Raw genomic sequence first — 25,081 nt, 5'->3', positions numbered from 1 at the left:
AGATGCGGCCCTTGATGCGGGGCCTCATGGCGCAGGCCCTGTCCGTGCGCCTGCGCTGCGGCGGGCGCTTCGCGGGCATGCCGCAGCAGCGGGGAAGATGCAGAGGATTGCGAACCGTCCGCCTGCACCGTTTGGCACGCGGATACCCGCTGCAGCCAGGCGTTCGGCGGCGGCTGTCGCGCGCTGGGGGCGGGCATTGCGGGTAGTTGTCCTAGGGACTTCGGACAGGGAAAAAGTGGCTATCTGCATCTGTGGTGGGAATTATTTCCGCACCGTCTGAGGATGAGGATGCCCGCCATCTGATTTTGGATAGGACGTGTCCTAAAAGCCGTTTGCAGGCCCGCAGCCAAGCCATCCGCGTCTGCGGATGGCCGGTTTCAAGGCATCGGAAACTTCAGCGCATCAAGGCGACCGGCGTCTGTCGCCAGTCGCTCAGACCACGCCCTTGCCGCGCAGGGCCTGCAGCTGCTGCGCATCCAGGCCCAGGCGCTCGCGCAGCACCTCGTCCGTGTGCTGGCCCAGGGCGGGCGGCGCATGGCGCAGCGTGGTGGGCGTGTCCGACAGGCGCAGCGGGCTGGCCGTGGTCACCACGCGGTTGATGGTCTCGCCCGCAGGCGGCGTGGCGCCCGGATAGCGCTCCTGCTCCACGCGCAGGCCGCGCGCGCGCACCTGTGCATCGTCGAAGGCCTGGCCGATGTGGTTGATGGGGCCGCAGGGCACGGCCTTGTCCTCCAGCAGCGCGATCCACTCGGCCGTGGGCCGGCCGCGCGTGAGTTCGGCCATCAGCGGGATCAGCGCGTCGCGGTGGATGACGCGGCCGGCATTGGTGGCAAAGCGCTCGTCGCGCGCCCAGTCCACGCCAGCGGCCCCGCAAAAGCGCGCGAACTGGCCGTCGTTGCCGATGGCCAGCAGCATGCGGCCGTCGGCCGTGGGGAAGTCCTGGTAGGGCACGACGCTGGGGTGGGTGTTGCCCTGGCGGCCCGGCACATGGCCGGTGTTCAGGAAGCCCGCGCCCTGGTTGGCCAGCACGGCCATGGCCACGTCCAGCAAGGCCATGTCGATGTGCTGGCCCCGCCCCGTGTGGTGGCGCGCCTCCACGGCGCCCAGGATGGCCGTGGTCGCATACATGCCGGTGAACAGGTCGATCACGGCCACGCCCACGCGCAGCGGGCCGCCGCCGGGCTCGCTGTCGGCGCGGCCCGTGATGCTCATGAGGCCGCTCATGGCCTGCACCAGCAGGTCGTAGCCGGCGCGCGGCGCATAGGGCCCGGTCTGTCCGAAGCCCGTGACCGAGCAATAGATCAGGCGCGGGTTCAGCGCGCTCAGCGAGGCGTAGTCCAGGCCGTAGCGCTTGAGGCCTCCGGTCTTGAAGTTCTCCACCACCACATCGCTTTGCATGGCCAGCTCGCGGATCAGCTGCTGGCCCTCGGCCGTGGCCATGTCCACGGTGACCGAGCGCTTGTTGCGGTTGCAGGCCGCGAAGTACACGGCGTTGTCCGAGGGATTGCCTTGCGCATCGGGAAAGAAGGGCGGGCCCCAGTGGCGCGTGTCGTCGCCCTCGCCGGGCTTTTCGATCTTGATCACGTCGGCCCCCATGTCGGCCAGGTTCTGGGTGCACCAGGGGCCGGCCAGCACGCGCGAGAGGTCGAGCACGCGCAGATGGCCCAGCGCTCCTGCGGTCTGGGTGGCCGTGTTGTGGATGGGGCTGGGGGAGGGGGGTTCTGTGTGGTTCATGGGCTGAGGCGGCTATCCCGGGCAGATGGGCCCATGCTACGGCGCGCGGGCCTGCTGCGGCTTCGCATTTGTGAAAGCGCGCGTTCGCGCACGGGCCGGCACTGCGGTTTGTACTGACGCGCGCGGCTCAGTGCCGGAGCCTGCGGCTTTCTACAATGCCGGATGGCCATGCATTTCGATCTTGTGGATCTGCGCCTTATGGTGCACATCGCCGACGCCAACAGCATGACGCGTGGCGCGGAACTTTCCTTCATCTCCCTGCCGGCGGCCAGCACCCGCATCAAGAACCTGGAAGAGAGCATCGGCACCAAGCTGCTGTACCGCACCAGCCAGGGCGTGACGCTGACGCCGCCGGGCCAGGCCTTCGTCACCCATGCGCGCATGGTGCTGGGCCAGATCGAGCATCTGCGCGGCGACATGCAGGAGTACGTGCGCGGCATCAAGGGCCATGTGCGGGTGTTTGCCAACACCACCTCGCTGGGCGAGTTCCTGCCGCCCGTGCTGCGCCACTACCTGCGCCGCAATCCCGACGTGAACATCGACCTGCGCGAGCGCCTGTCGCACGACATCGTGCGTGCCGTGACCGAGGGGCAGACCGACATCGGCATCGTCGCCGGCCTGGTGCGCACCGAGAACCTGGAGACCCTGCCCTACCGCCGCGACCGCCTGGTGCTGGTCGTGCCGCGCGGCCATGCGCTCGATGGCGAGATGCAGATGGCCTTTGCCGACACGCTGGACCTGGACCATGTGGGCCTGCACGAATCCAGCGCCATCCACGCCTTCCTGCGCCAGGCCAGCGACCAGCTGCACCGGCCCATCAAGCAGCGCATCCAGGTGGGCAACTTCGAGACGGCCTGCCGCATGATCGAGTCCGGCGTGGGCGTGGGCGTGCTGCCCGAATCGGCCGCCAGCCGCCATGCGCATTCCATGGACATCGCCATCGTGCCGCTGTCCGATGCCTGGTCGGTGCGCGAGATGCAGATCTGCGTGCGCAGCCTGGAGGCCCTGCCGTCCTTCGCCCAGGAGCTGGTGGAGCTGCTGGTGGCCGACGCACAGGGCCGGCTCACGCTGGAGTAGCGGCCGGCCAACAGCAGCCCGCCGACCGCCGCCCGTTCAGTCGGCCTGGGCCGTGTCCCGGTCCAGCGTGGTCGGTGCCAGCCAGTACTTGAAGGTGCCGGTGGCCGTGGCCACCAGCTTTCCGTCTTCATCGAGCAACTGCGCCGCGCAGCTGCACAGGCTGCGGCTGGCATGCACCACCCAGCCTTCGGCCAGCAGCGCGCCCTTGCCCGGGCGGTGGAAGCGGCTGCTCATCTCCACCGTCACGGCGGTCTGCGATGGCGCACCGGGCAGCTCGCCCGCGGCGCGCGACATCACGGAGTCCAGCAGCGTCATGAGCACGCCGCCGTGCGCGGCGGGCAGCTGGTTGAGCAGTTCCTCGCGCATGTGGGGCAGGCGCACATGGACCTTGCCGGGCGGCGCGGGCACCTGCGAGGCGCCGATCAGCCGCATGAAGGCATTTCGGTCAGGGGGCGGTGCACTCATACGGCTCATGCGGCGCGCGCCTCGCGCACCATGTTGCGCGCGATGATGACCTGCTGGATCTGGGTCGTGCCTTCGTACAGGCGGAACAGCCGCACGTCGCGATAGAAGCGCTCGATGCCGAACTCGGCCAGGTAGCCCGAGCCACCCAGGATCTGCACGGCGCGGTCGGCCACACGGCCCACCATCTCGGTGGCGAACATCTTGCAGCACGAGGCCTCGGTGGAGACGTTGCGGCCCTCGTCGCGGCGGCGCGCGGCGTCGATCACCATGCACTCGGCCGCATACAGCTCGGCCTGGCTGTCGGCCAGCATGGCCTGCACCAGCTGGAACTCGCAGATGGGCTGGCCGAACTGCTTGCGCTCCAGCGCATAGTTCAGCGCGTCGCGCAGGATGCGCTGCGCCACGCCCACGCTCACGGCCGCGATGTGGATGCGGCCCTTGTCCAGCACCTTCATGGCGGTCTTGAAGCCCTGGCCTTCCTTCAGACCGATGAGGTTGGCCGCCGGCACGCGCACGTTGTCGAAGAACACGTCGCAGGTGTGCGCGCCCTTCTGGCCCATCTTCACGTCGTTCTTGCCGAAGCTGATGCCCGGCGACTTCGCATCCACGATGAAGGCCGAGACGCCGCCCGCGCCCTTGTTGGCCGGGTCGGTGCGCGCCATCAGCGTGAACATGCCCGCATGCGGCGCATTGGTGATGAAGCGCTTGTTGCCGTTGACCACGTAGTGGTCCCCGTCCCTGATGGCGGTGGTGCGCAGCGAGGCCGCGTCCGAGCCCGCCTCGGGCTCGGTCAGCGCGAACGAGGCCATGATCTCGCCCGTGGCCAGCTTGGGCAGCCAGGCCGCCTGCTGCTCGGGCGTGCCGTCGATGAGGATGCCCTGCGAGCCTATGCCCACGGTCGTGCCGATCACCGAGCGGAAGGCCGGCGCGGTCTGGCACAGCTCGAAGAGCACGCGCACCTCTTCCTCCATGGTCAGCTCCAGCCCGCCGAACTGCTCGGGGATGGTCATGCCGAACAGGCCCAGGTTGCGCATCTCCTGCACGATGGACTCGGGAATCTCGTCGGTCTCGGCCACTTCGTTCTCGGCGGGCACCAGGCGCTCGCGCACAAAGCGGCGCACGCTGTCCAGCAGGGCTTCGAGGGTTTCTTGGTCGCGGATCATTGCGGTGTTCTTTCTCTCTGCGGAATCAAAGCGCTTCGGCCGTACCCAGCACAGCCGTGGACTGGCTGGAAAGGGTGCCGCCATTGCCATGGACCACGGCCGTGCGGTGGCGTCCCAGCTGGCGCTGGCCGGCCTCGCCGCGCAGCTGGCGCACGGCCTCGATCAGCGCAAAGATGCCGTACATGCCCGGGTGCACGCAGGACAGGCCGCCGCCGTTGGTGTTGACGGCCAGCCGCCCGCCGGGCGCGATACCGCCCTTGGACACGAAGGCGCCGCCCTCGCCCTTGGCGCAAAAGCCCAGGTCCTCCAGGAACAGCAGGGTGTTGATGGTGAAGGCGTCGTAGACCTGGGCCATGTCCATGTCGGCAGCGGTGAGCCCCGCCATGGCAAAGGCCTGGGCGCCGGACTGCGCGGCGGCCGTGGTGGTCAGGTCGGGCATGCAGGAGATCTGGCGGTTCCAGATGGCGGTGGCATTGCCCAGCACGTAGACGGGGGGGCGCGGCAGGTCGCGTGCGCGGTCGCCGCGCACCAGCACGATGGCGCCCGCGCCGTCCGTCACCAGGCAGCAGTCGCGCACGCTCAAGGGGCTGGCGATGGGGCGGGCCGAGAGCACGTCCTCGATGGTCAGCGGGTCGCGCATGAAGGCTTCGGGGTTGAGCTGCGCCCAGGCACGCGCGGCCACGGCCACCTCGGCCAGCTGTTCGCGCGTGGTGCCGAACTCGTGCATATGGCGCGCGGCCGCCAGCGCATAGGCGGTCACGGGCAGCACGGGCTCGTAGGGGAACTCGTAGGGCTGCGGGTCCAGGAAGCGGCGCGCCGCCTGGCCTTCCTTGCGGCCGAAGGTGGCCGAGCGCTGGGCGCTGCCGTAGCACACCAGCACGGCCTTGCACTGGCCGGCCTCCAGCGCGCGGATGGCGGGCAGCAGGTGGGCGATGAAGCTGCTGCCGCCGATCATCGTGCCGTCCACATAGGTGGGGTTGATGCCCAGGTGCTCGATCACGGGCATGGTCCACATGCTGGCGTTGACGCTGCAGGTGGCCAGGCCGTCGATGTCCTGCATGGTCAGGCCCGCATCGACCACGGCCGCATGGGCGGCGCGCACCAGCAGGGTCATGTCGTCCATGCCGGGTGCCTCGCCGCAGCCATAGGTGGCGGCGCCGGCAATGGCCACGCGCCCGCGCAGCGGGCGGTTCACGGCGGAGGCGTCCAGGGTGGATTGGGGGATACGGGCGCTCATGCTGCACCTCCCTGCGATCCCTGTGCCGCCTGTCCGAGCGCGGGCTGGAACAGCACCAGGCCGCGTCCGTCCTTGCTCGCCACATGGGCGCTCACGCGCTGGCCTATGCGCACGTCGGCCGGCGCAATGCCTTCGACGCGGCCCATCATGCGCACGCCTTCGTCCAGGTCGATCAGGGCCACGTTGTAGTCGCCACCGGCATCGCTCTTGCGCGCGACGGTGCTGGTGGAGTAGACCGTGCCCTGGCCGCTGGCGCGCACCCAGCGCAGCGGGCTGGCGCCGCAGTGCGGGCACAGCTCACGCGGGGTGAAGACATGGCGCGTGCATTGCGTGCACTGCTGTATGCAGAAGCGGCCGGCATCGAGTTCGGCCTGGTAGTGGGTCTGTGTGCTCAGGTGCATGGGCGGTGTCTCCGTTCTTGGTGTTCTTGGCGCTGCACCCGGCACGCGGGCGCAGCGGCTGTCCGCCAGCATGCCCGCATCGCGGGGCCGCTTCAATTCGCCAATCTGGAAGGGTGGCTTCACCAGTGCCGGCGCCCGGCTGTCAACCCAGGGTTGCTGCCTAGGCGGGCCGGCGGGCACGGCTGCTATGGTGTTTATGCATTCCCGGCCTTTTCTTCATACCCGCCCTGCGCCGCCTGCCGGCGCACCGAGGGCTCGCCGCCGCTTTGGCACAGCGTGGCGCCACAGGAAGGCCGGCAATGGCGCGCCGCACCCCGGCCCGTTCTCCGCTGTCGATCCCCACCCACCCAGGAGGTTTTTGCACATGACGGATACGCTGATCAAGGTGGACCTGAACCGCCCGCCCACCGACAACGAAAGAGTCCACAACCGCTGGCACCCGGACATTCCCATGGCCTGCTGGGTCCAGCCCGGCGACGACTTTATCCTGGAGACCTACGACTGGACCGGCGGCTTCATCAAGAACAACGACAGCGCCGACGATGTGCGCGACATCGACCTGACCACGGTGCACTACCTGTCCGGCCCCGTGGGCGTGAAGGGCGCCCAGCCCGGCGACCTGCTGGTGGTGGACCTGCTGGACATCGGCGCCAAGCCCGACAGCCTCTGGGGCTTCAACGGCTTCTTCTCCAAAAACAATGGCGGCGGCTTCCTGACCGACCATTTCCCCTCGGCCCAGAAATCGATCTGGGACTTCAAGGGCATGTTCACCAGCTCGCGCCACATACCAGGCGTGAACTTCCCCGGCCTCATCCATCCCGGCCTCATCGGCTGCCTGCCTGACCGGCCCATGCTGGAGATGTGGAACGAGCGCGAGCGCGCACTCATCGCCACCGACCCCGAACGTGTCCCCGGCCTGGCCAACCCGCCGTCGGCCGGCACGGCCCACATGGGCCAGATGCGCGGCGAGGCGCGCGATAAGGCCGCCGCCGAAGGCGCACGCACCGTGCCGCCGCGCGAACACGGCGGCAACTGCGACATCAAGGACCTCTCGCGCGGCGCCAAGGTGTTCTTCCCGGTCTATGTGGACGGCGCCGGCCTGAGCGTGGGCGACCTGCACTTCAGCCAGGGCGATGGCGAGATCACCTTCTGCGGCGCCATCGAGATGGCCGGCTGGGTGCACATGAAGGTCTCGCTGATCAAGGGCGGCATGGCCAAGTACGGCATCAAGAACCCCATCTTCAAGCCCAGCCCCATCACGCCGCGCTATGACGACTACCTGATCTTCGAGGGCATCTCGGTGGACGAGAGCGGCAGGCAGCACTACCTGGATGTCAACGTGGCCTACCGCCAGGCCTGCCTGAACGCCATCGAATACCTGAAGAAATTCGGCTACAGCGGCGCCCAGGCGTATTCCATCCTGGGCACGGCGCCCGTGCAGGGCCATATCAGCGGCGTGGTGGACGTGCCCAACTCCTGCGCCACGCTGTGGCTGCCCACGGGCATCTTCGACTTCGACATCAACCCCAACGCGGCGGGGCCGGTCGTCCAGTTCGACGGCAGCATCGACATGCCCCTGTCCCCCGACCTGCGCTGACGCCAAGGAGTCCGCCCATGCCCACCTACGACTATGACTGCGTGCAATGCGGCGGCTTCGAGGCCCTGCGGCCGCTGCGCCTGCGCGACGAGCCCGCGGCCTGCCCCGGCTGCGGCACGGCGTCCGCGCGCGTGCTGGCCGCCGCGCCCCGGCTGGCGCTGATGGCCGACGGCACGCGCCGCGCCATGGACACCAACGAGCGCGCGCGCCACGAGCCCGCCAGCTCGCGCGACCATGACCATGGCTATGCGCGCTTCAAGCACCCGGCAGGCTGCGGCTGCTGCGGATCGGGCCGGCGCAGCGCCACGGTGACGGCGCCCAACGGCGCAAAGTCCGCGCCCTCGCGGCGGCCCTGGATGATCAGCCACTAGGCTGCATCGGAGTGGACCGCTTCCCAGGGTTTCCACCGCTTGGGAGCCCTGGAAGCGCGCCTTCCACATTGGCGAAACACGGCGCAGGCCGGCTTGCCCAGAATGGGTCGCGCGGCAAGCCGCCGCCCGTTGCCCGGAGTTTCGCCATGCCCCCGTCTTCCTTCCCATCCTCTTGCCCGTCTTCCTTTTCGTCGCAGCGCCGCCGCCTGCTGTCCGCCGGCGGCGCGCTGGCTGCCAGCAGCCTGTTTCCCGCAGCCCGGGTGGCCCATGCGGCCGATGCCTGGCCCACGCGGCCCGTGCGCTTCATCGTGCCCTTTCCGCCCGGCGGTCCCGTGGACACCACGGCGCGCGCCTTCACCCAGAAGCTGGGCGAGATCTGGCAGCAGCCCAACCTGGTGGACAACCGCGCGGGCGCCGGCGGCATGGTGGGCGCGGCCCTCGCAGCCAAGGAGCCCGCCGACGGCTACACGCTGTTCGTGGGCTCCATCCACCATGCGGTGAACCCGGCGCTGCAGCCGAAGATGACCTACGACATAGAGCGCGACTTCGCGCCCGTGAGCTTTGCGGCCATGTTCCCGGTCTTCCTGGTGGCCCATCCCTCGGTGCCCGCCAGCAATGTGCGCGAGCTGATCGCGCTGGCCAAGTCCGGCAACGGCCTGAGCTTCGGCTCCTCGGGCAATGGCGGCGGCACGCACCTGGCCGGCGAGCTGTTCAACATGCATGCAGGCATCAAGCTGCAGCACATTCCCTACAAGGGCAGCGCGCCGGCCATGAACGACCTGCTGGGCGGCCAGGTGCAGCTGATGTTTGCCGATGCGCCCAGCGCGCTGCAGCACATCAAGTCCGGCCGCATCAAGGTACTGGGCGTGGCCAGCCGCCAGCGCTCGGCCATGCTGCCCGAGGTGCCCACCATTGCCGAGTCGGGCCTGCCCGAGTACGAGGCCTATTCCTGGGCCGCGCTGTTTGCGCCGGCCCGCACGCCGCCCGCCGTGCTGGCGCGCATCAACGCCGACTTCAACACCGCGCTGCGCGATGCCGCCGTGCGCCAGCGCCTGCTGACGGCGGGCGCCGAGGCCGACCCCGGCACCCAGCAGCAGATGCGCGAGCGCCTGGGCAGCGAGCTGCGCAAATGGGCCCAGGTGGTCAAGGTGGCCGGCATCCAGGCGGACTGAGCGCGGCGGCGGGCCGGAGTCGGGACAAACCCGGCTTCGCAGCGCTGCAACCCCGCCTTTCGCAATCGCGCATAGGCGGGCCGCTATGGCCTGCTTAGGCTTGCCTTCGGTATCCAGAAAAACAACCCCGAGACAAGGAGACGGATATGCGGAAAGGCTTGATGCGAGGCGGCTTGACCAAGGCGCGCGCTGCCGGCTGCGCGCTGGGCGCCGGCCGCCGGCCTGCTGTGGACGGCGGCGGCGCAGGCCCATCGAGGACTTCTTCGCCCAGAACGGCAAGGTGCGCGAGGACGGCCGCATGGTGCACGACATGTACCTGGTGCAGATCAAGAAGCCCGAGGAATCCAGATACCCCTGGGACTACTACAAGGTGCTCTCCACCATCCCCGGTGACGAGGCCTTCCGCCCGCTGTCCAAGAGCAGCTGCAAGCTGGTGAAGACATCATGAAGACACGCGCCGCCGTACTCACGAGAACGGGCGCAGCCGCGCCCTATGCCGACAGCCGCCCGCTGGAGATCTGGGAGGTGGACCTGGCGCCGCCCGGCCCCGGCGAGGTGCTGGTCAAGGTGGCCGCCGCAGGCGTGTGCCACTCCGACCTGTCCATCATCAACGGCGACCGTCCGCGCGACACGCCCATCGTGCTCGGCCATGAGGCCGCAGGCGTGATCCAGGCGCTGGGCGAGGGCGTGTCTGACCTGGAGGTGGGCGACCACGTGGTCATGCTCTTCGTGCCCGGCTGCGGCAACTGCCAGCCCTGCGCCGAGGGCCGACCGGTGCTCTGCGAGCCCGCAGGCCAGGCCGGCGTGGCGGGCACCCTGCTGTCGGGTGCCAGGCGGCTGTCGCGCAATGGCCAGTCCATCTCGCACTTCGTCGGCGTCTCGGCCTTTGCCGAGCATGCCGTGCTCTCGCGCCGCGGTGTGCACCGCATCGACAAGTCGGTGCCGCTGGAGCTGGCCGCGCTGTTCGGCTGCGCCGTGATGACCGGCGTGGGCGCGGTGGCCAATACCGCCAGGGTGAGCCCCGGCCAGAGCGTGGCCGTGGTGGGGCTGGGCGGCGTGGGCCTGTCCTCGGTGATGGGCGCGGCGGCGGCGGGTGCGGCCCGCGTGGTGGCCGTGGACCTCAATGCCGACAAGCTGGCCATGGCGCGCGATTTCGGCGCCACCGACACCGTCAATGCCGGCGACGAGGATGCCGTCAAGCAGGTGCGGGCGCTGACGGGCGGCGGCGTGGACCATGCCTTCGAGATGGTGGGCTCGGCCAAGGCACTGGAGATGGCCTACCGCATCACGCGGCGCGGGGGCCAGACCGTGACGGCGGGCCTGCCCTCCAGCGCCCAGGCCATCAGCCTGCCGGTCTGGCACCTGGTGGCCGAGGAGCGCACGCTCAAGGGCTGCTACATGGGCAGCTGCGTGCCGCGCCGCGACATCGACCGCTACCTGGCCCTGCATGCGGCCGGCAGGCTGCCGGTGGACCGCCTGGTCACCGGCCACCTGACGCTGGACCAGATCAACGAGGGCTTCGACCGCCTGGCGCGTGGCGAGGCCATACGCCAGATCATCCGCATGGAGGCCTGAGGTCAGGCTGATCAGCGAGGTCCGGGGCTGCTGCTGCGGCTGTGTCCAAGCCAAGCACGGCGGTCAGGTGCCGTCGGGCAGCAGCTGGTTTTCCCAGCCGGTCAGCCGCTCGATGGCCCGGGCCACCTGCAGGATGCGGGCCTCGTCGAAGTAGCGTCCCACCACCTGCACGGCCAGCGGCAGGCCTTGCGGCGACAGGCCCACCGGCACGCTGATGGCCGGGTGTCCGGTCACGTTGAAGGCATGGGTCTGCACCGGCCAGTGGCGGAAATGCGGCATGGGATCGAAGCGCGGCGCCGTATCCAGGGTGATGGCGGTCAGCAGCACGTCGCAGCGGTCCAGGGCCGCGTCCACGCGAGCCGCCAGCATGCGGCGCACGCGCAGGGCGTTCAGGTAGTCCTCCGAGGACACGGTGGCGCCCAGCAGCAGCCGCGCCGCCGTGAGTTCGCCATAGTCCAGCGGGCGCGAGCGCAGGTCCTGCGCATGGATGGTGAACATCTCGGCACTGAGGATGACGCGGCCGGCCGCCAGGAACTGCTGGCTGTGGGGCAGGCTCACGTGGATGGGACGGGCGCCGGCCTCGGCCAGCAGCGCGGCCGTGCGGTCGAAGGCCGAAAGGAACGTGGGCGACGCCTGGGGCGACGACTGGAAGTGGTCCTGCGGCACGCCGATGGTCAGGCCCTTCACGCCCTGCTCAAGCCCCGTGCAGTAGTCGTCCACGGGTTCGGTGGAGCTGGCCGGGTCCAGCGGGTCGTGCCCGGCCAGCACCTGCAGCGCGATGGCCGCATCCTCCACGCTGCGCGACAGCGGGCCGCAATGGTCCAGCGTCCAGGCCAGCGGAAACACGCCGTGCTTGGAGACGCGGCCGTAGGTGGGTTTCAGCCCCACGGCGCCGCACCAGGCGGCCGGTATGAGGATGGAGCCGCCCGTGCAGGTGCCCAGGGCCAGCCGCGTGAAGCCTGCCGCAATGGCGGCGCCCGAGCCCGACGACGATCCGCCCGGGATATGGGCCAGGTCCCAGGGATTGCGGGCCGCGGGAAACGGCAGGTCGGGGCTGGGCGCGCCGATGGCGAACTCGTGCGTGGCCAGCTTGCCCAGGATGATGGCACCGGCATCGCGCAGGCGCCGCACCGGCGTGGAATCCTCTTCGGGCACATAGTCCAGGCTCAGCCAGGACTGGCAGGTGGTCGGCAGGCCGGCCACGTCGTAGACGTCCTTGATGGCCACGGGAATGCCGTGGAGCAGCGGCAGGTCGGCGCTTTCGGCGCGCGCCATGTCTGCGCTGCGCGCAGCCTCCATGGCACCGCTGGCATCGAGATTGGTGAAGGCATGGATGTCGATGTCCATGGCGCGGATGCGTCCCAGCGCCGCCCGGGTCAGCATCTCCGAGGTGGTCTTGCCGGCGCGCAGCGCGCTGGCCATCTGCCGTATGGAAAGTTCAGGACTGCCGCGCATGGTTGCTCTGACGGGAAATGGTGGTGTGGATGTGCGAGGGACCCGCCTCATGCGCCAGTTCGTTGACGAGGCCGCGGTGCTCCATCAGCAACTGGTGCTCCGCCAGGATGGGGCCCAGCCGCTCGAAGGGGATGTCGATGCCGTGCTTTTTCAGCGCATTGAGCAATTCGTGCAGCGCATTGACATCGGGCCCTGCCAGTTTCTGCGGCGAAGGGGGTATTTCAGATTTTCGCGATGCCGGCATCACTGACCACCTTTCTCCATTTTCTGGCGTCGTCGGATACGAATGCCTTGGTGCCGCCCACGGATTTCCAAAGGGGAATGCTGCCAAGCTCCATGAATTTGCGCTGCACCTTTTCATCGGCCAGGATATTTTTCATCTGTGCATTGATGGCGTTCACTATCGCGGCCGGCGTGCCCTTGGGTGCCATGAGCACATTCCATGCGGTCTCGTTGAAATTGCCGAGCCGGGCCGGGCTTTGCTCGCTGAGCGTCTGCCAGTCGGGCATGAGGGGCGAGCGCTCGCGCGTGGCCACGCCCACGCGATTGACCTTGCCCTGGTTCACATACTGCTTGGCCGTGATCAGCAGGTCGAAGGCGATATCGACCTGGCCGCTGACCAGGTCGGCCATCATGGGCGCGGCGCCCTGGTAGGGGATGTGCAGCATGCGTATGTCGGCGGCCAGGCTCAGGGCCTCGGCCGCCATGTGGCCCGCGCTGCCATAGCCCGGCGTGGCATAGGTCAGCTTGCCGGGGCTGCGCCGCGCCAGCTCGATCAGGTCCTGCACCGACGACAGCTGCAGGCCCGGGCGTGTGATCAGCACCAGGGGACTGTCGTTGATGGTGGAGATGGCTTCCAGGTCGTTGGCCACGTCATACCCGGCCTGCGTGTACAGCGCGCCCGAGATGGTCTGGGCCGTGGTGCAGATCAGCAGCGTATATCCATCGGGACTGGCCTTGGAGACCTGGCGCGCGCCGATGTTGCCCGAGGCGCCAGGGCGGTTTTCCACCACCACGTTGACGCGCAGGCGTTGTGCAAGCTCCTTGGCGATGATGCGCCCCACGACATCAGTGCCACCGCCTGCCGGGAAAGGTACAACCAGCGTGATCTGCCGGTCTGGCCAGGCCGCATGAACCAGGCTGGCAGCGACCAGGAAAATACCTCCGAGAAACAGGCTGAGGATTCTTTTCATGGGCTTGATTCATGTGGTTGCAGGGGAGAGGATGCATGCCCTGTGCAGATCCGGGCCGACACGCCGGGATGCATCTCACGATGGATCCGGTAACTGCGGCCAAGGCCAAGGCAGGCGAAAAAATAATGAATTTGTTAAAACTATTGAAACATTGAGTGCCATAGTTTTACATCATGAAGGATGGGGTGCAAGGCCTGCGGATGCGCAATGTAGGGGTGTTGCGTCCATGCTGCAGAGGCCGGTTCCGGAAGGCGGTGGCGCGTGCGCACATCCGGACATGGGGCAGGGAAGGGGCAGGCAAGACAAAGGTTGCACCGGCAGCGGTGCCGGCGCAACTGCTGGGCGGCCCGGGCTCAGGAAACGCGCAGCGCCTGTTCCTGCAGCAGGCGCTTGAGCACCTTGCCGTTGGGGCTGGTGGGCAGCTCGGCCAGGGGCACGATGCGGGCGGGCAGCTTGTAGGGCGCCAGCCGTTCGCGCAGGTGGGAGCGCGCTGCGGCGCTGTCCAGCGTGGCGCCGGGCTGCAGCTCGACGAAGGCGATGACCTCCTCGTTGCCATCGCCCTCGGGCCGCCCGACCACGGCGCTGCGCTGCACGCCGGGCAGCTCGTTGAGCGCCAGTTCCACCTCGGCCGGATAGACGTTGAAGCCCGAGCGGATGATCATTTCCTTGAGCCGCCCCACCACGAAGAGTGCGCCGTCGGCATGCAGCTCGCCCAGGTCGCCGCTGGCGTACCAGCCGCCCTCGCGCATCACGGCGGCCGTGGCCTGGTCATCGCGGAAGTAGCCATGCATCAGGCCGCGCCCGCGTATCCACAGCTCGCCGCGCTCGCCCACCGGCAGGCTGCGGCCCGTGGCCGGGTCCACGGCGCGCACCTCGGCGCCTTCCACCACGTAGCCCGCGCTGGTGTCGGGCCGCTGCTCGCCCTGGCGCGTGAGGTGGACCGACCCTGCGTATTCCGACAGGCCGTAGCCGTGGTGCAGCGCCTGGCCGAAGGCGGCCTCCACGCGCTTTTTCAGCGTCAGGTCCAGCGGGCCGGCGCCGGTATAGACATAGCGCAGCGCTGGCGCCTGTGGGTGGGCAATGCCCTGCTCCTGCAGATAGGCCAGCAGGCGTGCGTACAGCGCAGGCGGCCCCTGAAGCTGGGAGATGCCGTGGCGGGCCAGCGCATCCAGAAGATCGGCGGGGTCGAACTGCGGGCGCATCACCATCTGCGCGCCCGCATGCAGCGAGGCCAGCAGCACCGTGCCCAGCCCGAAGATATGGGTCATGGGCACGAAGGCGTAGCTGCGGTCCTGCGGACCCAGGCCGCGCGATGCGGCCGAGACGCGCGCGAACAGCGTCAGCGCGTCATGCCCCACCATCACGCCCTTGGGCGTGCCCGTGGTGCCCGAGGTGAAGATCAGCGCCGCCACCTCGTCCTGCAGCGCGCCGGATTCGGCCACCGCCTGCGCGCGCACGGGGCTGTGCTGCATGCCGGCCAGGGCCGAGTCGCCTGCGCCAAAGCGCCGCGCGTGGCCGCTGGCGCTGTCCGATGCGGCCGAGGTGAAATACACCACGCGCGCATCGGCCTTGGCCGCAAAGGCATCGATCTCGCCGGGCGCCATGCGTGCGTTCACGCCGCAGGACCAGGCGCCCACGCGGCTGCAGGCCAGGATCAGCGCCGCATGCTCGGGGCAGTTCTCGGCCACGACCAGCACGCGGTCGCCGGGCCGCACCTGCAGCGCGCGCAGCTCGGCCTCGGCCGTGTCTGCCAGCGCGCCCAGGTCGGCAAAGCTCAGGCTGCTGTCGTCGGGCAGGTGGATGAAGGGACGCTGCGGCGCTTCGGCCAGCCAGCGGTCCAGCAGATGGTGTATTCGTTGATTCATGCTCCGCGTATCCCTCAGTCCACCACAATGCCTTGGGTGACGGTGGCCCACATCGCGCGTTCTTTTGCACCGCGCTCGGCCAGTTTCTGAGGGGCGCCGGTCCACTCTTCGTAGCCCAGTTCCTTGAGGCGCTTGCGCAGCTCCGGCTGGGCCAGGGCGGCGTTGATGGACTTGTTCAGGCGGGCCACGAGTTCGGGCGACATGCCCTTGGGGCCGTAGACGCCATACCAGCCGCCCACGTCGAAGCCCTTGAGGCCTTCGATGCCGGACTCGGCAAAGGTGGGCACATCGGGCAGCGAGGCATTGCGCTGCGGCGAGGTCACGGCCACGGCGCGCACCTTGCCGCTCTGGATGTAGGTGCTGGCGGTGCTGATGATGTCCAGCATCATGCTCAGCTGGCCGCCGATCACGTCGGTCATGGCCGGTGCGTTGCCCTTGTAGGGGATGTGGTTCATCTCGATGCCGCTGCGCCGCGCGAACAGCAGCGCGCCCAGGTGGTTGGAGCCGCCCACGCCGGCCGAGCCGTAGTTGAGCTTTTGCGGATGGGCCTTGGCATAGGCCACGAGCTCGGCCGTGGTCTTGTAGGGCTCGTTGTTGTTGACCACCAGCACGTTGTAGTAGCTGAGCACGGGCGCCACGGGCGTGAGGTCACGGGCCGGGTCGAAGGACATCTTGCTCATCACGTTGGGGCTGATGGTGATGGTGGGGCTGGCCGCGAACCACAGCGTGAGCCCATCGGGCTTGGCGCGCACGACCTCGCTGCCGGCCATGGTGGCGTTGGCGCCGGGCTTGTTCTCCACCACCACCGAGGCGCCCAGCTCCTTGGTCAGCGCCACGCTGAGCAGGCGGGCACCCTGGTCCACGGGACCGCCGGCCGAGTAGCCCACGATGAGGCGCACGGGCTGCGCGTCCTGCGCGGCGGCGGGGAGGGCGGTCAGGGTGGCTAGGGCGGTCACCAGGGACGCCAGAAGCGGGGCATGGGCCAGGGTGGCCAGGGCCTTGCGGCGGTGTTGGGCGGGCATGTGCATGTCTCCTGCAAAAAATGAATGAAGCGCTGCCGTGGCCTGCACGGCGGCGCGCCCGGTCTGCGCCGGACATGCAGGCAATGGTGCGCACGCCGGCGCTTCTTGGGAATCTGCTTTTGCCTAAGCCGGGGTTTGCCGGCTGTTAGGACGTCCTAGGAAGACAGGTCCGCGCCCGCCTCTTCGGCGCCCGCCTGCCAGCTGGGCGCGGCGGTGACGATGGCCTCGCGCAGGAACTGCTGGAAGGCGCGGGCCGCCATGGTGGGCTGGCGGTCGGGCATGCGCACCAGGTACATGGCATTGCCCAGGCCGGAGAACACCACCTGGTCCAGCACGGCCACCAGCGTGCCGCCGGCCAGCGCGGCCGAGGTCACGTAGTCGGGCAGCAGGGCCAGGCCCAGGCCGTCCAGCACGGCGTCGTACAGCAGGCGGTAGTCGCCCGATTGCAGCGAGGGCAGCACATCGAGGGCAGCGGCGACGCCATCGTCGCCGCTGCCGGCCAGCCAGGCCAGCCTGCCGCCCATGGCCAGCGGCAGGATGAGGCGGGCCTGCAGCAGGTCGGCAGGCGCGCGCAGGGGCCGGCCCAGCGACTGCTCCAGCGCCTGCAGGCAGGCGGGCGTGGCCACGAAGTTCCAGCGCACATCGCACAGCCGCGTGGCCACCAGATCGTCCAGCGGCGCGGAGGTGATCTGCACGGCCAGATCGACCTTGGAGGCCACGAGGTCGGCCATCTGGTCGTTGATCAGCAGGCGCAGGCGGATGTCGGGATGCTCGCGGCAAAAGCCCAGGATCAGCGGCTTGAGATAGAAATGCCCGAAGCCGGTGGGCACGCGCACGCCCACCTCGCCGCTCACGGTGGAGCGCAACTGGTGGATGGCATCGCGGGCACGCTGCAGCTCCTCCATCATGGCCAGGCAGCGCCGGTACAGCAGCTGGCCGGCCTGGGTGAGCTCCACATTGCGCGTGGTGCGGCGCAGCAGCTGCGTGCCCATCTCGGTCTCCAGCGCACGCAGCCGGCGCGAGACGTTGGAGCGCGTCATGCCGCCGCGCTCGGCCGCCCGCGTGAGGCTCTTGGCCTCGGCGATGTCGATGAAGACGCGGCACAGGTTCAGGTCCATCTCGGCATTCTTTGCAGGGCCGGGGCCGGCCATTGTTGATCGGGAGTCACCAGGCCTGGCCTGCTGGCGAGGATTGTGGCGCCTGCCCTGCCTCCCTAGCATGGAGGAAACCATGGCGAAAGGCCGCTGACCGTGAACCAAGAAGCTTTGCAAACCGCGCCGCCGGCGCCCCTGGCGCACTACCGTGTGCTCGATCTGAGCCAGGGCGTGGCCGGCCCCTACTGCACCCACCTGCTGTCGCGCCAGGGCGCCGAGGTGATCAAGGTCGATCCGCCCGAAGGCGACTGGGCGCGCCACGTGGGCATCTCGCGCAACGGGCACAGCAGCCTGTCGGCCACCTACAACGCGGGCAAGCGCAGCATTGCCGTCGATGCGCGCCAGGCCCAGGGGCGCGCGCTGCTGCTGCGGCTGGCGCGCGAGGCCGACATCGTGGTGCAGAACTTCCGCCCCCAGGTCGTGCAGCGCATGGGCGTGGACTACGACAGCCTGCGCGCGGCCGGCCTGGACCCGGTGTACGTCTCCATCAGCGGCTACGGACCCACGGGGCCGTATGCGGACCGGCCCGCCACCGACTCCGTCATGCAGGCCGACACGGGCTTGATGACCAGCAACCGCGACGCGCAGGGCCAGCCCCAGCGCGTGGGCCTGCTGCTGGCCGACATCGCGGCCGGTGTCTACGCGGCACAGGCCTGCACGGCGGCCCTGCTGGGCAAGGCGCGCAGCGGGCGCGGTCGCCATGTGGAGCTCAATCTGTTCGAGGTCTGCTGCGCCCTGCAATCCACGGTGCTGGCCGAAGACACGCTGCGCGGCGGCCTGCCTGCCGAAGGGGTGAGCGCTCCCAACGGCGTGTTCGCCACGGCCGATGGCTTCATCACCGTGCTGGCCCTGAACAACGACCAGTTCGAGCGGCTGTGCCGCGCGCTGGACCTGCCGCACTGGCTGCAGGACGCGCGCTTTGCGACCAATGCGGGCCGCATGGCCCACCGCCATGTGCTGCATGCCGGGCTGCAGGCCTTGCTGGCGCAGCAGCCGCGCGCCCACTGGGAGCAGCGCCTGGCGGCGCAGGGCGCCCTGCATGCGGGCGTGCGCACGCTGGCCGATGTGGTGGCGCATCCCCAGGCCGTGCACCGCGCCTCGTTCGCCACGCTGGCGCAGCCCGGGTTCGGGTCGCTGCTGTATGCGGCGTCGCCCTGGTCGGCAGACGCAGCAGCCTGCGGTGCATCCCTTGGCGCCGCGCCGCGCACGGGCGAGCACACGCGCCAGATCCTGGCCGAGGCCGGCTGCACGCCGCAGGAGATGGAGCAATGGATGGCCAGTGGCGTGGTGCACCAGTGCGCGCAGGAGGTCATGGCATGAGCGCTTCCACATCCACGTTCACACCCACCTCTCCGGACACCTCCCCGGACACCTCCATGCAGGCCCTGGTCTGCCATCAATTCGGCGCGCCGCACGAGGTGGTCAGCCTGCAGTCCATGGACCGGCCCGGCCAGCCCCTGGGCGCGCACCAGGCGCGGATTGCCGTGGCCTACGCCAACGTCAGCCACGCCACGGGCCTGCTGATCGAGGGCCGCTACCAGCGGCGCCCGCCGCTGCCCTTCGTGCCCGGCACCGAAGGCGTGGGGCGCGTGCTGGAATGCGGCAGCGCGGTGCAGCACCTGCAGCCCGGCGATGCCGTGGCCTTCATTGCCGACTGGGGTGCCTTTGCGCAGGAAACGGTGGTGCATGCGTCCACCGTCTACCGCCTGCCTGCGGGCATGCCCTGGCTGCAGGCCCTGCCCATTCCCCTGTCCTACGGCACGGCCTACACGGCCCTGCACTGGCGCGCGCGCCTGCAGGAAGGCGATGTGGTGCTGGTGCTGGGCGCCGGTTCGGGCGTGGGCGCCGCGGCGGTGGAGGTGGCCCGGCAGACGCCCGGCGTGCAGGTCATCGCCTGCGCCAGCACCGAGGCCAAGCGCGCCGATGCGCTGCGCCGTGGCGCGCACCAGGCAGTCACCCCGCAGGACCTGGCCGCCCAGGTCAAGCAGGCCACGCAGGGCCGGGGCGCCTCCGTCGTCTTCGACCCCGTGGGCGGCGATCTGCTGCTGCAGGCGCTGCGCGCGGCCGCGCAGAACGCGCAGCTGCTGAGCGTGGGCTTTGCCAGCGGCACCATCCCTGCCGTGCCCATGAACCTGGCCCTGGTCAAGAACCTCACGCTGCACGGCTTCTTCTACGGCCGCTACATCGGCTGGACGCCGGCCGACGAACGCCAGGCCTTCGCGGCGCAGCTGCAGCCCGTCATTGCCAAGCTGCTCGACTGGGCTGCCCGGGGATGCATCCATCCCCAGGTCAGCCAGGTCTTCGCCATGCATGAACTGCCGGCTGCGCTGGATGCGCTGCACGGCCGCAACGTGACCGGCAAGCTCGCACTCGCCATTCAAGGAGACAAGGTATGACAACGCAACGCACAGGCCCCGCGCTTTCCCGCCGCACCCTGCTGGGCGCCGCTGCGGCGCTGGCCGCATGGAGAACGGCAGGCGCGCAGCCATCCGCCGGGGCCCAGGGCTATCCCAAGGCGCCCATCCGCGTCGTCGTGCCCTATCCACCGGGCGGGCCTACCGACGTGGTCGGGCGCGTGGTCACCACGCGGCTGGGCGAGGCGCTGGGCCAGCCCCTGGTCGTGGACAACAAGGCCGGCGCCAGCGGCATGGTCGGCGCGGCGCTGGTGGCCAAGGCGCCGGCCGATGGCTATACGCTGCTGGTCAACGCCTCCATCCACGTCATCAACCCTTACGTCTATGCCAGCGCGCCCTATGACGCCTTCCGCGATTTCGAGCCGGTCACGCAGCTGGTCGATGTGCCGCTGGTGCTGGTCGTGGGCAGCCAGCTTCCGGTGCGCAATGTGCAGGAGCTGATCGCCTGGGCCAAGGCCCATCCCGGGCAGGTGAACTTCGGCTCTGCCGGCAATGCGTCGTCACAGCACCTGTCGGGCGAGCTGTTCCGCCTGAAGACCGGCGCGCAGATGCAGCATGTGCCCTACAAGGGCAGCTCGCCGGCCCTGACCGACCTGATGGGCGGGCAGATCCAGCTCATGTTCGACTCCATGCCCTCGGCCATGCCCTTCATCGCCTCGGGCCGGCTGCGTGCGCTGGCCGTCACCTCGGCCAGTCGCTCACCCTCCCTGCCCGATGTGCCCACCATGGAAGAGGCCGGCATGCCCGGCTTTCGCACCAGCACCTGGTACGGACTGTGGGCGCCGAAGAACACGCCCCAGGACGTGGTGCAGAAACTGTGGACCGAGTCCCGCCGCGTGCTTGCCGAACCCCAGATCGCCGCGCAATACCGCCGCCTGGGCGCCGAGCCCGTGGGCTCCACGCCCGCCGAGTTCGCGCGCTACATCCAGGCCGAAGCCCGCAAGTGGGAAGAGATCGTGAAGGCTTCGGGAGCGCGGGCGGATTGAGGCGGGAGCGTGACTGGCTTCAATCCTCGTCCCATGGCGAGTCGGAGGCCAAGTGCCGCTCCAGCTCCATGGCATCGTGCAGCACGCGGCCGATGACCAGTTGTTCGCCATGCATTCGGTAGATCAGGAAATGCCTGGGGTGGCGCACGATGCCGGTGGCTGTGCGTGCCCGGTCACGGCTCAGACGCAAATGCCATGAGCGCACGCCGTCTCCCAACTCGGGCCGCTCCATGCTGCCCGCTCGGCAGGGCTGGGCAGCAAGATCGCGCAATGCAGTCGCAATCAGGGCTTGATAGCGCATGCGGGCTGGCACGCCAAAGCGCTGTTGAGACCAAGCGAGGATGTCGACAAGGTCTGCTTGCGCTGCCGTGGAAAGGCGGTATTGCGCCATCAGGCCTTCGTCTGGGTGCGGCTGGAAGCTTCCTGTCCCAGGCTTGCGATGAAGCTGTCGAGTTGGTTGTCCGACACATCGATGTAGCGGCCAGCGGCGATATCGGTCCAGCCTTGCCGCGCCGCCTCCTGAAGGGCCTTGAGCTTTGCAGCTTCGAGGGATTCTCGCTGCTCGACCAAGCGAAGGCCTTCACGCAGCACCTCGCTGGCGTTCTGATAGCGGCCTGACTGCACCAGTTCTTCGACAAGTTCGTGCTGGTGGTCGCTGAGCACCACATTGCGTGTCGGCATGGTCGTCTGCTCCTGCGGTGAATAGGGCTTCAGTCTAGAAGGATTGGCATAGTATGCCAATTCTTGAGCATCCAGCGGATACTCCCCCGACCTCACACCCGCTCGAACACCGCCGCAATCCCCTGGCCGCCGCCTATGCACATGGTCTCCAGCCCATAGCGGCCCTTGCGGCGCTCCAGCTCGTGCAGCAGGGTGGCCAGGATGCGCACGCCGGTGGCGCCGATGGGGTGGCCCAGGGAGATGCCGGAGCCGTTGACGTTGAGCTTGTGGTCTATGGCGTCCTGGTCGTTCCACTCCCAGCCCTTGAGCACGGACAGCACCTGGCAGGCAAAGGCTTCGTTGAGTTCGACCAGGTCCATCTGGTCAAGCGTGAGGTTCAGGCGCGCCAGCAGCTTCTTGACGGCGGGCACGGGGCCTATGCCCATGTGCGAGGGCTCGCAGCCTGCGGCGGCCCAGCCCACCAGGGTGGCCATGGGGGTGAGGCCCAGTTCGGCCAGCCGGTCCTCGGCCACGATCAGGCAGGCGGCGCTGGCGTCATTCTGCTGGCTGGCATTGCCGGCCGTGACCGTTCCATTGGGCATGAGCACGCGCAGCTTGCCCATGCTGTCGGTGGTGGCGTCGGCGCGAAAGCCTTCGTCGCGCGTGAACAGCACGGGGTCGCCCTTGCGCTGGGGCACCTTGACGGGGACGATCTCGTCGGCGAAGCGGCCCGCCTCCCAGGCAGCGGCGGCGCGCTGGTGGCTGCGCACGGCATAGGCGTCGGCTGCCTCGCGGCTGATGCCGTAGTCGCGCGCCAGGTTCTCGGCGGTCTCGATCATTCCCGAGATCTTTCCGAAGCGCTCCACGGGCTGGGAGCGCTCGCGGCCGCGGTCCAGCCGGTCGTAGAAGCGCACATTGCCCGAGCGCGCACCCCAGCGCATGTCGGTGCTGTAGTACTCGATGTTGCTCATGCTTTCCACGCCGCCTGCGATCACCACGTCGGCGGCGCCGCTTTGCACCATCATGGCCGCCGTGGCCACGGCCTGCAGGCCGCCGCCGCAGCGCCGGTCCAGCTGCATGCCCGGCACCGTCACCGGCAGGCCGGCCTGCAGCGCGGCCCAGCGGCCCACGCAGGGCGTCTCGCTGCTGGCGTAGGACTGGGCGAAGACCACGTCGTCGATGCGTGCGGGGTCGATGCCGCTTTTCTCGACCACGGCGCGCACCGTGGTGGCGGCCAGCTCCTCGACCGATACCGGCCGCAGGCTGCCGCCGAAGGTGCCCACGGGCGTGCGAAGGGGGGTGACGATGGCGGCTCTGCGCATGGCGTTGTCTCCTTGGGAATCAGTGGATCAGTGGATCAGGAAAAGGCTGCGCCGCATTGGCGCAGCAGGGTATGTGCCTGTTGTTCCAGGTCGGCGCGGTGCTCCGGTGCCGCGATGTCGATCAGCCGTTTCACGCGGCGCGACAGCGTCTGGCCGCGCAGGTCGGCCACGCCGTGTTCGGTGACGATGAGGCCGGCATCGCTGCGCGGCGTGCTGACGGGGCCGGACAGCCGCGCAACGATGCGCGTGGCACCCCTGGCCGTGGCGGGCAGGGCGATGATGGGCAGGCCGCCGCGGCTGCGTGCCGCGCCGCGCAGAAAGTCCACGGCGCCCCCCACGGCGCCCACGTAGACACCGCCCGCCACTTCGGAATTGATCTGGCCCGTGAGGTCCACTTCCACCGCCGAATTGATGGCGGCCAGCCGGTGGCTGGCGGCCAGCACCTCGGGGTCGTGCGTGTAGCGCGTCTCGCGCAGTTGCAGGGCGGGGTTGCGGTGGGCCCAGCGCCTGAGCGATTCGCCGCCCATGAGGATGCCGCCGATGCCCACGCCGCGGTCCTGGCTCTTGCGCGCGTGGGTCAGCACGCCGGCTTCGGCCAGGGCTGCAATGCCGTCGCCCACGGCGCCGCTGTGCAGGCCCAGGTCGCGGTGGCCGTGCAGCGCGGCGAGCACGGCCTCAGGCAGGTTGCCCACGCCCACCTGCAGCGTGGCACCGTCTTCGATGAGGGCGGCCACATGGCCGGCAATGGCCTGCTCGGCAGGGCCGGGCGCGCTGCGCGCCTGGTCCAGCGGAGGGTGTTCGGCATCGACCAGCAGGGCGAAGTCGCCGGCCTGCAGGTGCAGGCTGCCGTGCGTCCACGGAATGGCGGGGTTGACCTCGCCGATCAGCACGCGTGCCTTGCGTATGGCGGCCGGCAGGTATTCATGGACCAGGCCCAGGCTGTAGCGGCCTTGTGCATCGGGTGGCGAGACCTGGAGCAGCACCACGTCGGCAGGCAGCAGGCCCTCGTCGATCAGGCCGGGCAGGTGGGAGTAGTGGCTGGGCAGGATGTCCAGCACGCCCGCCTGGGCCAGCGCGCGGTGGGGGCCGCCGGCCGCGTAGCCGAAGAAGTCGATGGCGTCGGCATGCGCCGGTTGCAGCGTGTCCGATGCGCCCATGCCCACGAAGACGCGCAGCCGGCCCTGGCCACCGTGCCGGGCCAGTGCATGGCGCTGCGCGACCACGGCGCGCGTGAGCGTCAGCGGCTCGGCCGTGGCCTGGCCCCACCACAGGGTGTCGCCGGGGCGGATCAGGGCCTGCAGCCTTTCTTGCAGGGCGTCCGGCGACAGCACGCTCATGGCGCGCGGTCCCAGTCGAAGCGCGTGGGCTGCTTGTCCTTGAAGCGCTGCACCGCCTCCTGGTGGTAGTCCGAGCCACGGCACATCGTCTGGGCATAGGCTTCCAGCTCGGCCATGGCGCGTGCGTCCAGCTCGAAGGCCTGGTTCATGGCCGTCTTGGCCATGCCGATGGCGGCTGTGGATGCCTCGCCGAAGCGCCGCGCCAGCGCCACGGCGGCGGCCTGCAGGGCCTCGCCGTCTTCCACGATCTCGTAGACCATGCCCAGCGACCTGGCTTCCTCGGCCTGCACGGTGCGCGCGGTGAAGACCAGCTCCTTGGCCTTTTGCAGGCCCACGATGCGCGGCAGCATGTGCATGGCGCCCAGGTCGGGCACCAGGCCGATGCGGCCGAACACGGCACAGAACTTCGCGCGCTGCGTGCACAGCACGAAGTCGGCGGCCAGCGCCAGGCTCAGGCCCGCGCCGAAGGCCGGGCCGTCCACGGCGGCGATCACGGGCTTTTCGAGGTTGACCAGCTCGGGGAACCACTGGTGCAGGCTGCGCATGCGCTGGCGCCAGGGCAGGCCGGCCTGGCTGGCATCCATCATCTGGCTGATATCGCCGCCCGAGCAGAAGGCGCCGCCCGCGCCCGTGAGGATGACGGTGTGCACCTGCGCGTCATCGCGCATCTGCGCCACGGCGGCGGCCAGGGCCGGGCGCATGGCCTGGTTGAGCGCGTTGCGGGCCTCGGGCCGGTTCAGCGTGATCGTGCCTATGCCGTCCTGGACGGAGGTCAATACGGGGGAGGTTTCAGGTGATGTAGTCATGGTGCCGAGATTGGATTCTTTGAGATCAAAAGCTGGAATGTCTTGCTTGCTCCTATGCGCACCTTTGACGAGGCG

Annotated in this window: 24 protein-coding genes and 1 pseudogene; 9 read left to right on the top strand and 16 right to left on the bottom strand. The window is 69.4% G+C overall.

Annotated features, from left to right (window positions below; genetic code table 11):
* Positions 1-432 precede the first annotated feature (432 nt).
* Positions 433-1,734, bottom strand: a complete 1,302-nt coding sequence (locus BO996_RS02165; protein ID WP_071953893.1) for a CaiB/BaiF CoA transferase family protein — start codon at positions 1,732-1,734, stop codon at positions 433-435.
* Positions 1,735-1,896: 162 nt separating this feature from the next.
* On the opposite strand from BO996_RS02165, the gene BO996_RS02160 reads away from it, so the two are divergent.
* Positions 1,897-2,811, top strand: coding sequence for a LysR family transcriptional regulator (locus tag BO996_RS02160; protein WP_012202113.1), 915 nt, complete (start codon positions 1,897-1,899; stop codon positions 2,809-2,811).
* A gap of 36 nt (positions 2,812-2,847) precedes the next feature.
* Here the strand turns inward: BO996_RS02160 and BO996_RS02155 are convergent, their stop codons facing one another.
* From BO996_RS02155 to BO996_RS02140, 4 genes are read right to left on the bottom strand one after another with little or no spacing between them, the layout of a single operon-like run.
* Positions 2,848-3,276: a PaaI family thioesterase gene (locus BO996_RS02155; protein WP_034365600.1), complete on the bottom strand. Its 429-nt coding sequence runs from the start codon at positions 3,274-3,276 to the stop codon at positions 2,848-2,850.
* Positions 3,277-3,281: 5 nt separating this feature from the next.
* Complete coding sequence (locus BO996_RS02150; protein ID WP_013800068.1) at positions 3,282-4,439, bottom strand: acyl-CoA dehydrogenase family protein; 1,158 nt, start codon at positions 4,437-4,439, stop codon at positions 3,282-3,284.
* A 25-nt stretch (positions 4,440-4,464) separates the two neighbouring features.
* Entirely contained in the window at positions 4,465-5,676 is a 1,212-nt protein-coding gene (locus BO996_RS02145; protein WP_071953892.1) for a thiolase, read from the bottom strand.
* Positions 5,673-6,077, bottom strand: a complete 405-nt coding sequence (locus BO996_RS02140; protein WP_071953891.1) for a Zn-ribbon domain-containing OB-fold protein — start codon at positions 6,075-6,077, stop codon at positions 5,673-5,675. The genes BO996_RS02145 and BO996_RS02140 overlap by 4 nt, the downstream gene beginning before the upstream one ends.
* 364 nt (positions 6,078-6,441) lie before the next feature.
* On the opposite strand from BO996_RS02140, the gene fmdA reads away from it, so the two are divergent.
* From fmdA to BO996_RS02115, 5 genes and pseudogenes are all read left to right on the top strand, one after another.
* A complete protein-coding gene (fmdA, locus tag BO996_RS02135; RefSeq protein WP_013800071.1) occupies positions 6,442-7,674 on the top strand; it encodes a formamidase in 1,233 nt (410 codons plus the stop codon).
* Positions 7,675-7,691: 17 nt separating this feature from the next.
* Positions 7,692-8,045: a zinc ribbon domain-containing protein gene (locus BO996_RS02130; protein ID WP_071953890.1), complete on the top strand. Its 354-nt coding sequence runs from the start codon at positions 7,692-7,694 to the stop codon at positions 8,043-8,045.
* A gap of 146 nt (positions 8,046-8,191) precedes the next feature.
* Positions 8,192-9,217, top strand: a complete 1,026-nt coding sequence (locus tag BO996_RS02125) for a tripartite tricarboxylate transporter substrate binding protein (protein ID WP_071953889.1) — start codon at positions 8,192-8,194, stop codon at positions 9,215-9,217.
* 247 nt (positions 9,218-9,464) lie between these two features.
* Positions 9,465-9,665 (top strand): annotated as a pseudogene (locus BO996_RS02120) (ABC transporter substrate-binding protein); the annotation flags it as partial.
* Positions 9,662-10,792, top strand: a complete 1,131-nt coding sequence (locus tag BO996_RS02115; protein WP_071953888.1) for a zinc-dependent alcohol dehydrogenase family protein — start codon at positions 9,662-9,664, stop codon at positions 10,790-10,792. The pseudogene BO996_RS02120 and the gene BO996_RS02115, both read left to right, overlap by 4 nt.
* A 63-nt stretch (positions 10,793-10,855) precedes the next feature.
* Here BO996_RS02115 and BO996_RS02110 read toward each other — a convergent pair whose 3' ends face one another.
* From BO996_RS02110 to BO996_RS02085, 6 genes are all read right to left on the bottom strand, one after another.
* Positions 10,856-12,247 carry an amidase gene (locus BO996_RS02110; protein ID WP_013800076.1) on the bottom strand — a complete coding sequence of 464 codons (1,392 nt, stop codon included), beginning with the start codon at positions 12,245-12,247 and terminating at the stop codon, positions 10,856-10,858.
* Positions 12,231-12,491 carry a hypothetical protein gene (locus BO996_RS02105; protein ID WP_013800077.1) on the bottom strand — a complete coding sequence of 87 codons (261 nt, stop codon included), beginning with the start codon at positions 12,489-12,491 and terminating at the stop codon, positions 12,231-12,233. Before BO996_RS02105 ends, BO996_RS02110 begins: the two co-directional genes overlap by 17 nt.
* Positions 12,469-13,440 (bottom strand): tripartite tricarboxylate transporter substrate binding protein, encoded by a 972-nt coding sequence (locus tag BO996_RS02100; protein WP_071953887.1) that lies wholly within the window; start codon positions 13,438-13,440, stop codon positions 12,469-12,471. The genes BO996_RS02105 and BO996_RS02100 overlap by 23 nt, the downstream gene beginning before the upstream one ends.
* A 353-nt stretch (positions 13,441-13,793) precedes the next feature.
* On the bottom strand, positions 13,794-15,305 hold the full coding sequence (locus BO996_RS02095) for a class I adenylate-forming enzyme family protein (protein WP_071953886.1): 1,512 nt from the start codon (positions 15,303-15,305) through the stop codon (positions 13,794-13,796).
* 14 nt (positions 15,306-15,319) lie between these two features.
* A complete protein-coding gene (locus tag BO996_RS02090; protein WP_013800080.1) occupies positions 15,320-16,327 on the bottom strand; it encodes a Bug family tripartite tricarboxylate transporter substrate binding protein in 1,008 nt (335 codons plus the stop codon).
* 155 nt (positions 16,328-16,482) lie between these two features.
* Entirely contained in the window at positions 16,483-17,478 is a 996-nt protein-coding gene (locus BO996_RS02085) for a LysR family transcriptional regulator (RefSeq protein ID WP_082848247.1), read from the bottom strand.
* A 99-nt stretch (positions 17,479-17,577) separates the two neighbouring features.
* Here BO996_RS02085 and BO996_RS02080 point away from each other — a divergent pair, with 99 nt between their 5' ends.
* The 3 genes from BO996_RS02080 to BO996_RS02070 are packed head-to-tail and all read left to right on the top strand — an operon-like array spanning position 17,578 to position 20,881.
* Positions 17,578-18,801, top strand: coding sequence for a CaiB/BaiF CoA transferase family protein (locus tag BO996_RS02080; RefSeq protein ID WP_198041263.1), 1,224 nt, complete (start codon positions 17,578-17,580; stop codon positions 18,799-18,801).
* 56 nt (positions 18,802-18,857) lie between these two features.
* On the top strand, positions 18,858-19,877 hold the full coding sequence (locus tag BO996_RS02075) for an NADPH:quinone oxidoreductase family protein (RefSeq protein WP_071957006.1): 1,020 nt from the start codon (positions 18,858-18,860) through the stop codon (positions 19,875-19,877).
* A complete protein-coding gene (locus tag BO996_RS02070; protein WP_034397674.1) occupies positions 19,874-20,881 on the top strand; it encodes a Bug family tripartite tricarboxylate transporter substrate binding protein in 1,008 nt (335 codons plus the stop codon). Before BO996_RS02075 ends, BO996_RS02070 begins: the two co-directional genes overlap by 4 nt.
* A 19-nt stretch (positions 20,882-20,900) precedes the next feature.
* Here the strand turns inward: BO996_RS02070 and BO996_RS02065 are convergent, their stop codons facing one another.
* The 5 genes from BO996_RS02065 to BO996_RS02045 form a co-directional block, all read right to left on the bottom strand.
* A complete protein-coding gene (locus BO996_RS02065) occupies positions 20,901-21,272 on the bottom strand; it encodes a type II toxin-antitoxin system RelE/ParE family toxin (RefSeq protein WP_071953884.1) in 372 nt (123 codons plus the stop codon).
* Entirely contained in the window at positions 21,272-21,562 is a 291-nt protein-coding gene (locus BO996_RS02060; protein ID WP_071953883.1) for a type II toxin-antitoxin system ParD family antitoxin, read from the bottom strand. The genes BO996_RS02065 and BO996_RS02060 overlap by 1 nt, the downstream gene beginning before the upstream one ends.
* A 92-nt stretch (positions 21,563-21,654) precedes the next feature.
* The gene (locus BO996_RS02055; protein ID WP_071953882.1) at positions 21,655-22,863 is read right to left on the bottom strand and encodes an acetyl-CoA C-acetyltransferase; all 1,209 of its coding nucleotides are present in this window, start codon (positions 22,861-22,863) and stop codon (positions 21,655-21,657) included.
* 35 nt (positions 22,864-22,898) lie between these two features.
* Positions 22,899-24,200 (bottom strand): acetyl-CoA hydrolase/transferase family protein, encoded by a 1,302-nt coding sequence (locus BO996_RS02050; RefSeq protein ID WP_013800085.1) that lies wholly within the window; start codon positions 24,198-24,200, stop codon positions 22,899-22,901.
* Positions 24,197-25,006, bottom strand: coding sequence for an enoyl-CoA hydratase/isomerase family protein (locus BO996_RS02045; RefSeq protein ID WP_071953881.1), 810 nt, complete (start codon positions 25,004-25,006; stop codon positions 24,197-24,199). Before BO996_RS02045 ends, BO996_RS02050 begins: the two co-directional genes overlap by 4 nt.
* Positions 25,007-25,081 lie beyond the last annotated feature (75 nt).

Origin of the sequence: Delftia sp. HK171 (assembly GCF_001886655.1) — a bacterium.
GTDB classification, from domain to species: Bacteria; Pseudomonadota; Gammaproteobacteria; order Burkholderiales; family Burkholderiaceae_C; genus Comamonas; species Comamonas acidovorans.
This window is presented reverse-complemented; position numbering and strand designations above follow the sequence as displayed.

Coding starts and splice junctions, on each gene's coding strand:
- BO996_RS02110 (WP_013800076.1), bottom strand. CDS start 12,247: ATGCGCGGCAGTCCTGAACTTTCCATACGGCAGATGGCCAGCGCGCTG.
- BO996_RS02075 (WP_071957006.1), top strand. CDS start 18,858: ATGCAGGCCCTGGTCTGCCATCAATTCGGCGCGCCGCACGAGGTGGTC.
- BO996_RS02070 (WP_034397674.1), top strand. CDS start 19,874: ATGACAACGCAACGCACAGGCCCCGCGCTTTCCCGCCGCACCCTGCTG.
- BO996_RS02125 (WP_071953889.1), top strand. CDS start 8,192: ATGCCCCCGTCTTCCTTCCCATCCTCTTGCCCGTCTTCCTTTTCGTCG.
- BO996_RS02115 (WP_071953888.1), top strand. CDS start 9,662: ATGAAGACACGCGCCGCCGTACTCACGAGAACGGGCGCAGCCGCGCCC.
- BO996_RS02055 (WP_071953882.1), bottom strand. CDS start 22,863: ATGCGCAGAGCCGCCATCGTCACCCCCCTTCGCACGCCCGTGGGCACC.
- BO996_RS02140 (WP_071953891.1), bottom strand. CDS start 6,077: ATGCACCTGAGCACACAGACCCACTACCAGGCCGAACTCGATGCCGGC.
- BO996_RS02060 (WP_071953883.1), bottom strand. CDS start 21,562: ATGCCGACACGCAATGTGGTGCTCAGCGACCACCAGCACGAACTTGTC.
- BO996_RS02095 (WP_071953886.1), bottom strand. CDS start 15,305: ATGAATCAACGAATACACCATCTGCTGGACCGCTGGCTGGCCGAAGCG.
- BO996_RS02165 (WP_071953893.1), bottom strand. CDS start 1,734: ATGAACCACACAGAACCCCCCTCCCCCAGCCCCATCCACAACACGGCC.
- BO996_RS02150 (WP_013800068.1), bottom strand. CDS start 4,439: ATGATCCGCGACCAAGAAACCCTCGAAGCCCTGCTGGACAGCGTGCGC.
- BO996_RS02050 (WP_013800085.1), bottom strand. CDS start 24,200: ATGAGCGTGCTGTCGCCGGACGCCCTGCAAGAAAGGCTGCAGGCCCTG.
- BO996_RS02145 (WP_071953892.1), bottom strand. CDS start 5,676: ATGAGCGCCCGTATCCCCCAATCCACCCTGGACGCCTCCGCCGTGAAC.
- BO996_RS02090 (WP_013800080.1), bottom strand. CDS start 16,327: ATGCCCGCCCAACACCGCCGCAAGGCCCTGGCCACCCTGGCCCATGCC.
- BO996_RS02105 (WP_013800077.1), bottom strand. CDS start 12,491: ATGCCGGCATCGCGAAAATCTGAAATACCCCCTTCGCCGCAGAAACTG.
- fmdA (WP_013800071.1), top strand. CDS start 6,442: ATGACGGATACGCTGATCAAGGTGGACCTGAACCGCCCGCCCACCGAC.
- BO996_RS02100 (WP_071953887.1), bottom strand. CDS start 13,440: ATGAAAAGAATCCTCAGCCTGTTTCTCGGAGGTATTTTCCTGGTCGCT.
- BO996_RS02160 (WP_012202113.1), top strand. CDS start 1,897: ATGGCCATGCATTTCGATCTTGTGGATCTGCGCCTTATGGTGCACATC.
- BO996_RS02155 (WP_034365600.1), bottom strand. CDS start 3,276: ATGAGTGCACCGCCCCCTGACCGAAATGCCTTCATGCGGCTGATCGGC.
- BO996_RS02045 (WP_071953881.1), bottom strand. CDS start 25,006: ATGACTACATCACCTGAAACCTCCCCCGTATTGACCTCCGTCCAGGAC.
- BO996_RS02085 (WP_082848247.1), bottom strand. CDS start 17,478: ATGGCCGGCCCCGGCCCTGCAAAGAATGCCGAGATGGACCTGAACCTG.
- BO996_RS02130 (WP_071953890.1), top strand. CDS start 7,692: ATGCCCACCTACGACTATGACTGCGTGCAATGCGGCGGCTTCGAGGCC.
- BO996_RS02065 (WP_071953884.1), bottom strand. CDS start 21,272: ATGGCGCAATACCGCCTTTCCACGGCAGCGCAAGCAGACCTTGTCGAC.